We start from the raw sequence: 12,275 nt of genomic DNA, 5'->3' as shown, positions 1-12,275 counted from the left end.
ATCGATGATGTGACCTGGCCCCCCGGGCGCCGTCGACCGGTTACCCGTCAGTACGGATCGACGGCGTGAGCGGATCAACCGCCCAGTGCGTCCACGACCTCGGCGGTGGTGCAGACCGTGCCCAGCGCGCGGAAGATGTGGCTCACCGCGAACTCGTGCGCCTCCGTCTGGAGGCCGCTCATCGCGTCGTGCGGCAGCACCATCCGGTAGCCGATCTCGTAGCCGATCCGAGCGGTCTGCTCCACCCCGTAGTTGGTGGCCACGCCGGCGACCACCAGCGTGTCGACGCCCCGCTCGCGCAGGGTCGCGTCCAGGCCGGTGTCCTGGAAGGGGCCCCAGGTGCGCTTGACGATCTTCAGGTCGTCGGGCTTCGGCGCGACCTCCGGAACCAGCCTGCTGCCGGCCGACTGCGGATCGACGCCCGGCTGCTCGAACTGGACCACCACGACCAGCGCTCCGGCGGCCCGTGCGGCGTCGGCGAGCGTGACGCACCGGGCCACCACCTCGGGGCCGGAGTGCGGGGCGAGGGACTGGTCGACCATCTGTCGTTGCAGGTCGATCAGGACAACGGCGGTGCGGGCTGGGTCCAGGGGTTCCATGGCACGACCGTAACAACGCCGGGGCCGGCCACTGTCGGCGCGCGGACGCTTCCCAATCGACGGTGCGCGCATTACATTGTCGCTTATCCATGGGAGCGCTTCCACGGCGACCCCTGGTCACACCGTCGCCCCCGCTGTCGCCGGTGGCCGTGCCGTCCGACGCCGTCCCGCGTCGGTGCGACCACCGGCGGCGCCACCGACAGGAGCCCGCCATGCGCCACCCCACCCGGCCGGTCGCCGGCCACCGCGGCCGGTCGCCGGTCGTCGACCAGCCCTGGCCGCGACGGCTGGTGGCCGCCGCCGTCGCCCTGCTCACCGGGCTGTCCCTCGCGATCGCCGCACCGCCGTCCGGGCCCGCGTCCGCAGCACCGGCGGCCTACAACTACGCCGAGGCGTTGCAGAAGTCGCTGCTCTTCTACGAGGCGCAGCAGTCCGGCCGGCTGCCGGACTGGAACCGGGTCTCCTGGCGCGGCGACAGTGCGCTCACCGACGGTGCCGACGTCGGGCTGGACCTCACCGGCGGCTGGTACGACGCCGGCGACCACGTCAAGTTCGGCTTCCCGATGGCGTTCAGCGCCACCATGCTGGCCTGGGGTGCGGTGGAATACCGCAGCGGATACACCTCGTCCGGGCAACTGCCGCACCTGCTCAACAACCTGCGCTACGTCAACGACTACTTCATCAAGGCACACCCGTCGGCCAACGTCCTCTACGGACAGATCGGCAAGGGCGACGACGACCACAAGTGGTGGGGCCCGGCCGAGGTGCTGCCGATGGCGCGGCCCGCGTACAAGATCGATGCGAGCTGTGGCGGCGCGGACCTGGCGGGGGAGACGGCGGCCGCGATGGCCGCCTCCTCGATGGTGTTCCGGCCCACCGACGCGGCCTACGCGGACCGGCTGCTCGGGCACGCCCGGCAGCTCTACACGTTCGCCGACACGGTGCGGAAGTCCTACCACGAGTGCATCACCGACGCGACGAGCTTCTACCGCTCGTGGAGCGGCTGGCAGGACGAGCTGGTCTGGGCCGCGATCTGGCTGCACCGGGCCACCGGCGAGGCCAGCTACCTGACCAAGGCCGAGAGTGAGTACGACAAACTCGGCACCGAGAACCAGTCCACCACCCGCTCGTACAAGTGGACCATCGCCTGGGACAACAAGCAGTTCGGGGCGTACGTGCTGCTGGCCAACCTGACCGGCAAGCAGAAGTACGTCGACGACGCGAACCGGTGGCTGGACTACTGGACCGTCGGGGTGAACGGGCAGCGGGTGCCGTACTCGCCGGGTGGGATGGCGGTGCTCGACTCCTGGGGTGCGCTGCGGTACGCCGCCAACACCTCGTTCGCCGCGCTGGTCTACAGCGACAAGACCACCGACACCACCCGCAAGGCGCGCTACCACGACTTCGCCGTCCGGCAGATCAACTACGCGCTCGGCGACAACCCGCGCAACTCCAGCTACGTCATCGGTTTCGGCGCCAACGCGCCGCGTAACCCGCACCACCGCACCGCGCACGGCTCCTGGTGGGACAGCCAGACCGTGCCCGTCGAAACCCGGCACACCCTCTACGGCGCGCTGGTCGGCGGCCCGTCCGCGGCCAACGACGCGTACACCGACAGCCGGTCGGACTACGTGATGAACGAGGTGGCCACCGACTACAACGCCGGCTTCACGTCCGCGCTGGTCCGGCTGACCTCCGAGTACGGCGGCACGCCGCTCGCCAACTTCCCGGTCGCCGAGACGCCGGACATCGACGAGCTGACCGTGGAGACCACGGTGATGCAGGCCGAACCCCGGGCCACCGGGCTCAAGGCGATCATCTACAACAAGTCGGCGTTCCCGGCCCGCGCGCTGACCGACGGCCGGTTCCGGTACTACTTCCGGCCCGACGGCACCGGCCCGGTGCAGGTGACCGCCGGCTACACCCAGGGCTGCCCGTCCCCGACCACCGCCAAGCAGTTCAGCGGCGACATCTGGTACGTCGAGGTGGACTGCACCGGCTACACCATCGCCCCCGCCGGGCAGTCGCAGCACCGGATGGAGGTCCAGTTCAAGATCGGCGTGCCCGAGGGCGGCACCTGGGACCCGACCAACGACCCCTCGTACCAGGCGACCGCCGGGCCGAACCGGAAGGTGCCGCTCTACTCCGGCACCACCCGCGTCTGGGGCGACGAGCCGGGGCCAGCCGTGCCCGACACCACCGCGCCGACCGTGCCGGGTCAGCCGGTCGCGTCCGGCCTCGCGCCCCGGTCGGTCACCCTGACCTGGGCGGCGTCCACCGACAGCGGCGGCAGCGGCCTGGCCGGCTACACCGTCCGTGAAATCCTGGTCGGCAGCGACACCGTGGTGAACCGGCCGGTCACCGGCACCACGCTGACCGTCTCGACGCTGCTGCCCGAGCGGACGTACCAGTTCACGGTGGTGGCCCGCGACGGCGCCGGCAACACGTCGGCCGCCTCACCGACGCTCAGCGTGACCACGCCACCGGCCGGCACCGTCGACACCACCGCGCCGAGCACGCCCGGCACACCGGTCGCCTCGGCCGTCACCGCCACCGGGCTCACCCTGGCCTGGACCCCGTCCACCGACAACGTCGGTGTCACCGGGTACCGCGTCTACCGCGAAGCCGGCGCGACCGACCCGCTGGTCGGCACACCGACCGGCAGCACCATGGCGGTGTCCGGGCTGACCGCCTCGACGGCGTACCAGTTCTACGTGGTGGCCGTGGACGCGGCCGGCAACACCTCCGCGGCGTCCGCGCCGGTCGCGGTGACCACCGCGCCCCCGCCGGTCGGCGGCACCTGCACCGTGGGGTACGCCACCAACGACTGGAGCACCGGCTTCACCGCCACGGTGTCGATCACGAACACCGGCACCACCGCGATCAACGGCTGGACGTTGCGGTTCAGCTTCCCCGGTGGGCAGACCGTCAGCCAGGGCTGGTCGGCGACGGTCAGCCAGACCGGAGCCGCGGTCACCGCCACGAACCTCTCCTACAACGGCGCGCTCGCGCCGGGCGCGTCGGTCAGCTTCGGCTTCAACGGCACCCACACCGGCACCAACCCGAAACCAACCGCCTTCACCCTCAACAACTCCCCCTGCGCCCTCGCCTGACCTCAAGCGTGACGAGATCTTGGACAGTTGTCGTTCGAGGGGCGGGCCCCGTGAACGGCAACTGTCCACGATCTCGCCGCACGGACCAGGGATAAGCCATCGGGATTCGGGGCAAGCCAGCCTTGTGGGGGAGTTGCTGACCGTCGGGCACGGCACAGCCGACCGGGTGCGGCTGGGGGAGCTGCTGACCGGAGCCGGGGTGGCCCTGCTGGTGGACGTGCGGCGGTACCCGGCCAGCCGTACCAACCCGGACGTGCGGCGGGAGGAGCTTGAGCGGTGGCTGCCCGAGTACGGGATCGACTACCGCTGGGAGCCGCGCCTTGGCGGACGTCGGCACATCCCGGCCGGGGAACCCGAGCCGGACACCTGGTGGAGGGTCGAGGCGTTCCGGGCGTACGCCTCGTACACCCGCACGCCGGAGTTCGACGTGGCGCTGACCGGGGTGCTGGCTGACGCGACCCAGCGGACCACCGCCGTGATGTGCAGCGAGAGCCTCTGGTGGCGCTGCCACCGGCGGTTGATCGCCGATGTCGCGGCTCTCGGTCGCGGGACGCCGGTGGCGCACCTCATACCGGACGGGCAGCTCAGCCCGCACCAGCCCGCCGAGGGCGCCCGCCGAGTCCCGGACGGGCACCTGTACTGGGACGGTTGAGGCGCCCGGTCACTCCACGAGGTCGTCGGCGAGCAGGTCCATCAGCAGGCCGTCGTGCCAGCGACCATCCTCACCACGCTCGTAGCGGCGCAGAACCCCCACCGGGCGGAAGCCCACCTTCGCGTACGCCCGGATGGCGGCGCTGTTCGTCGCGGCCGGGTCGATGGTGAAGCGGTGGTGGCCGTACTCGTCGATCAGGTGCCGGGCCATGGTGCGGATCGCGTCACCGCCGAGGCCGGCACCGCGCACCGCCGGGTCGAGGAAGACGTCCAGGCTGGCGTGCCGGTAGTCCGGGTCCTGCTCGGCGTGCCACTGGATCGCGCCGACCACCCGGCCGTCGTGCTCGATCGCGTACAGGTGCAGGTCGTCGTCGGCGAGGTCGGCGTCGACGGACGCGGTCAGGTCGTCGCCGCCCCGCCACCACCGGCGCACCTCCGGGTCGGCCCGGATCGCCGCGAGGACCGGCACATCCGCGACCGTCGCCGGTCGCAGTGTCACCGCCCGCCCGCGCAGCACCATCTCAGCCCCGGGTCTCGCCGTGCTCGACGCAGACCGCCGACCAGCCGACCGGCAGCACCTGCACCTTCATCCGGCGGCGGCAGTGCGCGCAGTAGCGCGGCGGCTCCAACGCCCGGGCCGCGGCGCACGGCTCGTGCCCACCGACCGCCGCGTCCTCGCCACACCGGTCGCACCAGCGCTGCGCCGTCACGGTCTCGACAAGCTTGGTCACGTCGTCCTCACCGGATCGTCTCAGAGGGTCGCCGACAGCGCCTTCACCGGCATCTTCAGCTCGTCGAGCAGCTCCAGGTCGGCGTTCGCCGGCCGACCCAACGTGGTCAGGTAGTTGCCGACGATCACTGCGTTGATGCCGCCGAGCAGGCCGGCACGCGTGCCCAGGTCACCGAGAGTGATCTCTCGGCCACCCGCGTACCGCAGGATGGTGCGCGGCATGGCCAGCCGGAACGCGGCGATGGCCCGCAGCGCGTCCTTGCCCTCCACGACCGGGCGGTCACCCAGCGGCGTCCCCGGCCGGGGGTTGAGGAAGTTCAGTGGGACCTCGTGCGGGTTCAGCTCGGCGAGCTGCGCGGCGAACTCCGCCCGCTGCTCGACGGTCTCGCCGAGGCCGAGGATGCCGCCGCAGCACACCTCCATGCCGGAGTCGCGGACCATTCGCAGCGTCCCCCAGCGCTCCTCCCAGGAGTGCGTGGTGACCACGTTGGGGAAGTACGACCGGCAGGTCTCCAGGTTGTGGTTGTAGCGGTGCACACCCATGTCGACCAGGTCGTCGACCTGCTCCTGGGTGAGCATGCCCAGCGACGCGGCGACCTGGATGTCGACCTCCGCCTTGATGGCGGCGACGCCCTCGCGCATCTGCTTCATGAGCCGGGCGTCCGGGCCGCGCACCGCGGCGACGATGCAGAACTCGGTCGCCCCGGTCTTGGCGGTCTGTTTCGCCGCCTCGACCAGCGACGGGATGTCCAGCAGGACGGAGCGCACCGGGGAGGTGAACAGGCCGGACTGGGAGCAGAAGTGGCAGTCCTCCGGGCAGCCGCCGGTCTTTAGCGAGACGATCCCCTCGACCTCGACCTCCGGGCCGCACCAGCGCATCCGCACCTCGTGGGCGAGCTGCAGGGCGGCGGGCAGGTGCTCGTCGGGCAGGTTCAGCACGGCGAGGACGCCGGCCTCGTCGAGGCCGACACCGTCACCCAGGACCTGGGTCCGGGCCTGGTCGAGGATCTCTGGCATGGCTCGTACCCTACAAGGCCCCCCGATCAGTCGGAATGGCCTGGCAGCCCGTCGACCCCCTCGCACCGAGTGGATCCGTCGGGCCGGTGGTGGCGGGTGGTAATTTCGCCCGGCGGGTGTCGGGCTGACCGGCACGGACAGCGGCAAAGGGGTGACGGTGGCGGACTGGCTGGCGGCGCTCGACCGCCGCGCGGAGTTGCGGGCGAAGGCCGGGCTGACCCGGCGGCTGCACCCGCGTCCCGCCGGCGATCAGATGACCGACCTGGCCGGCAACGACTACCTCGGCCTGGCGACCCACCCGGAGGTCACCGCCGCGGCCACGGCGGCACTGTCGGCGTACGGGCTGGGGGCGACCGGGTCGCGCCTGGTGCGTGGCTCCACCGACGCACACCAGGCGCTGGAGGACGAGCTGGCGCAGTGGCTCGGCACCGACGGCGCTCTCGTCTTCTCCTCCGGCTACCTGGCCAACCTCGGTGCGCTGCGGGCCCTCGTTCAACCTCGGACGCTGCTCGTCTCCGACGCGCACAACCACGCGTCCCTGATCGACGGCTGCCGCATCTCAGGTGCGGAGACGGTGGTCACCCCGCACGCCGACGTGAACGCGGTCGCCGCCGCACTCGCGGCTGCTCCGGGCCGCCCGGCGGTGGTGGTCACCGAGTCGGTCTTCTCGGTCGACGGTGACCTCGCCCCGCTGGCCCGGCTGCACGCGGTGGCCCGCCGTCACGGCGCGCTCCTGCTGGTCGACGACGCGCACGCGCTCGGCGTGACCGGTCCGGCCGGCGCGGGCGGGGTGGCCGCCGCCGGGCTGGCCGGCGAGCCGGACGTGGTGGTCACCGCCACCCTGTCCAAGGCGCTCGGTGGTGCGGGTGGAGTGGTCGCCGGCCCGGCCGAGTTCGTCCGGCACCTGGTCGAGACCGGCCGTACGTTCATCTTCGACACGGCACTGCCGCCGGCGGTCGCCGCCGGCGTGCACGCCGCGCTGCGGCTGACCCGGGTCGGCGACGACCTGCGCGCGGAGCTGTCCGACCGGGTGGGGTTCGCGGTTGCTCGACTGCGTGCGGCGGGGCTGACCGTCTCCGCGCCGGACGCGGCGGTGATCTCGGTGACGGCCCCCGGACCGGAGGCGGCGACCGCCTGGGCCGCCGACTGCCGGGACCGGGGCGTCGCGGTGGGCTGTTTCCGGCCGCCGTCCACGCCGGACAGCCGCTCCCGCCTGCGGCTCACGGTCAGCGCCGGGGTGCCCCGGGTGGCGTTCGAGCGGGCGCTGGAGGTCATCGTGGAGTGTGCACCATGACCGGGTGGGAGGGGTCGGTTCTGGTTACCGGGACTGACACCGAGGTCGGCAAGACGGTGGTGACCGCGGCGATCGCGGCAGCCGCGCAGGCCGCCGGGCTGCGGGTGGCCGTGGTCAAACCGGGTCAGACCGGTACGGCCGGCGGTGAGCCCGGCGACGTGGACGCGATCAATCGGCTGGCTGCCCCACTGACCGGACGAACCCTGGCCAGCTACCCGGACCCGCTCGCCCCGCTGGCTGCCGCCCGGGTCGCCGACCTGCCGCCGCTGGAGTTGTACGCGGCGGTGGACGCCGTCCGTGACGAGGCGGACAAGCATGACCTGGTGTTGATCGAGGGCGCGGGTGGGCTGCTGGTTCCGATGGGGCTGCGTCCGTCGGGCGAGCCGTGGACGATGGCCGATCTGGCGGTGTCGCTCGGTGCGCCCGCGGTGGTGGTGGCCCGCGCCGGGTTGGGCACGCTCAACCACACCGCGCTGACCCTGGAGGCGCTCGACCGCCGTGCCGTGCCGGCCGGCGTGGTGATCGGCGCCTGGCCGAGCCGACCCGAGTTGGTGCACTGGACCAATCTCACCGACCTGGTGCCGAACCTGCTCGGCGCGCTTCCCGACGGCGCGGGCGCGATGGATCCGGGTGTGTTCCGGCGCTCCGCGCCGGGTTGGCTCACCCCGGCCCTGCACGGCGTGCTCGACGACTGGCGGGTCTGGGCCGAGGAGAGCGGCTGAACACCTGACTTTCGTCGGTGTCCGCCCAGGTCGGACGTGGGTAGCCTGACCGCCGTGCGGATTCTCGACTCCGCGCCGCCGGGTTGGCTGCACCGGCGGCGTCGCCTGCTGCTGGACGTGCTGCTCTGGGCGGTGGTGGCCGCCCCGGTCGGCTACGCCGAGGCCAGCCCGCCCTATTCGCGGTATTCGTTGCCGCTGCTGGTCGGCAAGCTGCTGCTGCTTGGCGCGGCGGTGGTGGCGAGTCGACGCCGACCGGTGGTCGCCCTCGTGCTGGTGGTGCTCGGGTCGGTGGTCGATGGCAACTTCGTGTTCGCCATCCCGGTCTTCAGCTACCTCGCTGGGCGGCGCAGCGCCGCCGCGGGCCCGGCGGCCGTTGTCTTCGTGCTGATCGCGGCCGGCGGTACGGCGCTCAACCTGGGGCTGCTCGGCACCGGCGCGGCGACCTGGTTCCTGCTCGCCTCGGTGTTGCTCTTCGCCGCGGTGTTCCCCTGGTTGGTTGGTCGGTACCGGCGCCAGCAGCAGGAGTTGGCCGAGGCCGGTCGCCGGCACGTCGACGCGCTGACCCGCGAGGAGCGCGGTGCCGCCGAGCGGATCCGGCTGCGGGAACGGGCTCGGATCGCCGGGGAGATGCACGACTCGCTCGGTCACGACCTCAGCCTGATCGCGCTGCGCGCGGCCGCTCTGGAGGTCGCCGCCGACCTCGACGTGCGGCACCGGGCCGCGGCGGGGGAGTTGCGGGCCAGTGTCTCCGCCGCCACAGAGCGACTGCACGAGATCATCGGGCTGCTCCGTGAGGAGGGTGGCGCGTCGGTGCGTCCGAGCGGGGAGACCGTCGCCGACCTGGTCGAGGGTGCCCGGGAGGCAGGCATGGCGGTACGGATGGACGCCGCTCCGGCTGTCGCGGAGCTACCGGCGATGACAGGCCACGCGGCTCACCGGATCGTCCGGGAGGCGCTGACCAACGCCGCCCGGTACGCACCGGGCGCTTCGGTCGACGTGCACCTCACCCGCGACGGTGACCGGGTCGAGGTGGCCGTCGTCAACGGCACTCCGCCGGCTGGGCCGCTGCCCGCGCCGCCGTCGCAGGGCAGCGGGCTGCTCGCACTCGCCGAGCGGGTCCGTCTCGCCGGTGGGACGCTCGACGCCGGTCCACGCGCCGACGGCGGTTTCGCCGTACGGGCGGCATTGCCGGCCACCGCGCCGCCGATGGAGGCGATCGAGTCGGCAGCCGAGACCGACCTGGCACCACTGTCCGGCGACCAGCCCGGTCCGGTGGAGCGGCCGGTCGACGCGGCGCGGCGGCTGCACGATGCCCGCCGACGAGTCCGGCGCAGTCTGCTCGTGGCGCTCGTGGCGCCGGTCGGCTTCGCCCTGGTGCTCTCCCTCGTCTACTACCCGGTGGTGACCGCCGGGACGGTGCTGGACCGGGCCACCTTCGACCAGATGCGCGTCGGCACGGCCCGGTCGGAGCTGGCTGGGCTGCCCCGACGGCAGTTGACACGCCCCACGGCGGTCGACCGGGCGGAATGCGAGTACTACACCGACGGGAACTTCCCGCTTGCACAGCCGACCTGGCGGCTCTGCTTCACCGACGGCCGGCTGGCCAGCAAGGAGTGGATCGCGTAGTGAACACCGACACGGCGGGGGCACCGCCGATCCGGGTGGTGCTGGCCGACGACGAGGCGATGATCCGGGCCGGCGTCCGGGCCATCCTCGCCACCGATCCCGGCATTGAGGTGGTCGCGGAGGCCGGCGACGGGCACGCGGCGGTGGAGTTGGTCCGTGCGCACCGACCACGGGTCGCGCTGCTGGACATCCGGATGCCGCGGCTGGACGGGTTGGCCGCCGCCGCCGAGATCCGCCGGGTCGTGCCGGACACCGCGACGATCATGCTGACCACGTTCGGCGAGGACGACCACGTGGCCCGGGCGCTCGGGCACGGCGCCAACGGGTTCCTGCTCAAGGCCGGCGACCCGCGTGAGCTGATCGCCGGGGTGCACGCCGTCGCCGACGGTGGTGCGTACCTGTCGCCGAGGGTGGCCCGCCGGGTGATCGAGCTGGGTGCCGGGCGGTTGGCCCGCCGGCCCGCCGCGCGGGACCGTACGGCCGGGTTGACCGAGCGGGAACGCGAGGTGCTGGCCCTGGTCGGGGCGGGGCTGTCCAACGCCGAGATCGCCCGCCGGCTGCACCTGGTGGAGGGCACCGTGAAGAGCTACCTGACCAGCATCTTCACCCGGCTGGACGTGCGTAACCGGGTGCAGGCGGCGATCCTCGCGTACGAGGCGGGCCTGGTCGACGGCTGAGCGGGAGCCTCCACGGCCCCCGCTCAGCCCGCACGCCTTACGCGTCGCGGCGACGCAGAGCGGCCCGGCCCAGCAGCAGCGCGGCGCCGGCCCATCCGGCGAGCAGGAGCAGCCCGACCAGGCTCGGGTACGGCTCGGTGTCGCCGGCCAGGAAGTGCCCGCCCGCCACGCCGGGGAACACGTCGGCGATCCGGTTCAGCACGTCGATGTCCGGCTCCTGCAACGACAGCGGCACGATCATCAGGGTGGCGAGGAGCACGGTGATCGTGAGCACCGCATTCCGCAGCGCTGCGCCGAGGCCCAGGGCGAGCACGCCGACCAGCGCCAGGTAGGTCGCCACCGCAACGATGTCGCCGATCGTGCCGGCGGCCGGGGCGCTGCCCCAATCGCCGAGCACCGGTCGGGCGACCAGGGCGCCGACGCCGCCGAGCAGCAGCCCGAGGGCGAAGGTGACCGTGCCGGCGACCACGGCCTTGGCCAGCAGCACCCGACCGCGCGACGGGGTGCACTGCAAGGTGGTCCGGATGGTGCCACTGGTGAACTCGGCGGTGATCGCCAGCAGGCCCAGCGCCAGCATCACGTACTGGGTCAGCTCGACCGAGTCGATCAGCACGCTGCCGACGGTGACGATTCCCCGGTCGTCGAGCGGGTCGTCGTTGGTGTTGTCGTTGGCCGCGTAGATGGCCAGCTGTGCGGCGCTCGCGGCCATCACCAGCAGCCCGGCCAGCGCCGTCCACCAGGTGCTCCGCACCGAGGAGAGCTTGGTCCACTCGGCGGCCACGGCGCCGCGGAAGGCGGCTGCCCCACCGCGGGTGGCGGCTGGAGTGGCGGCGGAACGGGCGCCACCCTTGGTGTGCGTGCTCATCGCGCCCCACCTTCGATCGAACCACCCGCGTACTCGACGCTGTCGGCGGTCAGCTCCATGAATGCCTGCTCCAGCGATGCGCTGTGCGGGCTCAGCTCGTGCAGTCGTACCCCCAGCTCGTAGGCCAGGTCCCCGACCCGGTCGACGGTGGTGCCGGTGACGGTCAGCTCGTTGCGGTCGGCCGCCTCGACGGTCGCGCCGGCGGCCGTGAGGCGCGCGGCGAGGGTGGCCAGCCCGTCCGGGTGCGGGCTGCGGACCCGGACCGCGACGGTGCTGCCGGCGATCACGTCGTCGATCGGCGCGTCGGCGAGCAGTCGTCCCCGGCCGATCACCACGAGCTGGTCGGCGGTGAGCTGCATCTCGCTCATCAGGTGGCTGGAGACGAAGACCGTCCGCCCCTGGTCGGCCAGCGAGCGCATCAGCTGTCGGACCCAGCGCACCCCGTCCGGGTCGAGACCGTTCACCGGCTCGTCGAACATCAGCACCGGCGGGTCGCCGAGCAACGCGCCAGCGACGCCGAGTCGCTGACCCATGCCGAGGGAGAGGGTCCGCCCCGACTTACCAGCGGCCCGCCCGTCCAGCCCGACGGTGTCCAGCACCTCGTCCACCCGGCGGGCCGGGATGCCGTTGCTGCGGGCCATGGCGAGCAGGTGCGCCCGACCGGACCGGGCCGGGTGGATGGCCCGGGCGTCGAGCAGCGCGCCCACCTCGTGCAGCGGTCGGCGCAACTCCCGGTACGCGCGCCCGCCGACCAGGGCCTGTCCGGCGGTCGGGCGGTCCAGCCCGAGGATCATCCGCATGGTGGTGGATTTGCCGGCGCCGTTGGGGCCGAGAAAGCCGGTGACCCGGCCGGGTGCGATGTCGACGGTCAACGCGTCGACCGCGAGGGTCGCCCCGAACCGTTTCGTCAACCCACGTAATGTGATCATGCGCTGACGCTAGGCGCGCGTCCCCCTGCTCCACCGCGCCCGAACGGCAGCA

The 12,275-nt window shown here is 72.8% G+C and carries 12 protein-coding genes; 6 read left to right on the top strand and 6 right to left on the bottom strand.

Annotated features, from left to right (window positions below):
- Window positions 1-74 precede the first annotated feature (74 nt).
- Window positions 75-599, bottom strand: coding sequence for an isochorismatase family protein (locus ABZT18_RS01095; RefSeq protein ID WP_354993397.1), 525 nt, complete (start codon window positions 597-599; stop codon window positions 75-77).
- A 212-nt stretch (window positions 600-811) separates the two neighbouring features.
- On the opposite strand from ABZT18_RS01095, the gene ABZT18_RS01090 reads away from it, so the two are divergent.
- Window positions 812-3,712 carry a glycoside hydrolase family 9 protein gene (locus tag ABZT18_RS01090; RefSeq protein ID WP_355250130.1) on the top strand — a complete coding sequence of 967 codons (2,901 nt, stop codon included), beginning with the start codon at window positions 812-814 and terminating at the stop codon, window positions 3,710-3,712.
- Between the two features lie 124 nt (window positions 3,713-3,836).
- Window positions 3,837-4,364, top strand: coding sequence for a DUF488 domain-containing protein (locus ABZT18_RS01085; RefSeq protein ID WP_355250127.1), 528 nt, complete (start codon window positions 3,837-3,839; stop codon window positions 4,362-4,364).
- Between the two features lie 9 nt (window positions 4,365-4,373).
- Here ABZT18_RS01085 and ABZT18_RS01080 read toward each other — a convergent pair whose 3' ends face one another.
- Genes ABZT18_RS01080 through bioB form a run of 3 tightly spaced genes read right to left on the bottom strand, consistent with a single transcriptional unit; the run spans window position 4,374 to window position 6,110 of the window.
- Window positions 4,374-4,880: a GNAT family protein gene (locus tag ABZT18_RS01080; RefSeq protein ID WP_354993603.1), complete on the bottom strand. Its 507-nt coding sequence runs from the start codon at window positions 4,878-4,880 to the stop codon at window positions 4,374-4,376.
- Window positions 4,881-4,884: 4 nt separating this feature from the next.
- Window positions 4,885-5,094, bottom strand: coding sequence for a hypothetical protein (locus ABZT18_RS01075; protein WP_354993400.1), 210 nt, complete (start codon window positions 5,092-5,094; stop codon window positions 4,885-4,887).
- A 20-nt stretch (window positions 5,095-5,114) separates the two neighbouring features.
- Window positions 5,115-6,110 carry a biotin synthase BioB gene (gene bioB, locus ABZT18_RS01070; RefSeq protein ID WP_354993401.1) on the bottom strand — a complete coding sequence of 332 codons (996 nt, stop codon included), beginning with the start codon at window positions 6,108-6,110 and terminating at the stop codon, window positions 5,115-5,117.
- A gap of 157 nt (window positions 6,111-6,267) precedes the next feature.
- Between bioB and ABZT18_RS01065 the strand changes: the two genes are divergently transcribed.
- The 4 genes from ABZT18_RS01065 to ABZT18_RS01050 are packed head-to-tail and all read left to right on the top strand — an operon-like array spanning window position 6,268 to window position 10,429.
- Window positions 6,268-7,404 (top strand): 8-amino-7-oxononanoate synthase, encoded by a 1,137-nt coding sequence (locus ABZT18_RS01065; RefSeq protein WP_355250124.1) that lies wholly within the window; start codon window positions 6,268-6,270, stop codon window positions 7,402-7,404.
- The gene (gene bioD, locus ABZT18_RS01060; protein ID WP_355250121.1) at window positions 7,401-8,126 is read left to right on the top strand and encodes a dethiobiotin synthase; all 726 of its coding nucleotides are present in this window, start codon (window positions 7,401-7,403) and stop codon (window positions 8,124-8,126) included. The genes ABZT18_RS01065 and bioD overlap by 4 nt, the downstream gene beginning before the upstream one ends.
- Window positions 8,127-8,180: 54 nt before the next feature.
- A complete protein-coding gene (locus ABZT18_RS01055; protein ID WP_355250118.1) occupies window positions 8,181-9,752 on the top strand; it encodes a histidine kinase in 1,572 nt (523 codons plus the stop codon).
- Window positions 9,752-10,429, top strand: a complete 678-nt coding sequence (locus ABZT18_RS01050) for a response regulator transcription factor (RefSeq protein WP_354993405.1) — start codon at window positions 9,752-9,754, stop codon at window positions 10,427-10,429. Before ABZT18_RS01055 ends, ABZT18_RS01050 begins: the two co-directional genes overlap by 1 nt.
- 37 nt (window positions 10,430-10,466) lie before the next feature.
- Here ABZT18_RS01050 and ABZT18_RS01045 read toward each other — a convergent pair whose 3' ends face one another.
- Both ABZT18_RS01045 and ABZT18_RS01040 read right to left on the bottom strand, forming a co-directional pair.
- On the bottom strand, window positions 10,467-11,294 hold the full coding sequence (locus ABZT18_RS01045) for an ABC transporter permease subunit (RefSeq protein ID WP_354993406.1): 828 nt from the start codon (window positions 11,292-11,294) through the stop codon (window positions 10,467-10,469).
- Window positions 11,291-12,223: an ATP-binding cassette domain-containing protein gene (locus ABZT18_RS01040; RefSeq protein WP_355250115.1), complete on the bottom strand. Its 933-nt coding sequence runs from the start codon at window positions 12,221-12,223 to the stop codon at window positions 11,291-11,293. The genes ABZT18_RS01045 and ABZT18_RS01040 overlap by 4 nt, the downstream gene beginning before the upstream one ends.
- Between the last annotated feature and the right edge of the window lie 52 nt (window positions 12,224-12,275).

Source organism: Micromonospora sp. NPDC005291 (assembly GCF_040607415.1).
Classification (GTDB): Bacteria; Actinomycetota; Actinomycetes; order Mycobacteriales; family Micromonosporaceae; genus Micromonospora.
Note: the sequence above shows the minus strand (reverse complement) of the source record. Positions and strands in the feature narration are given on the sequence as shown.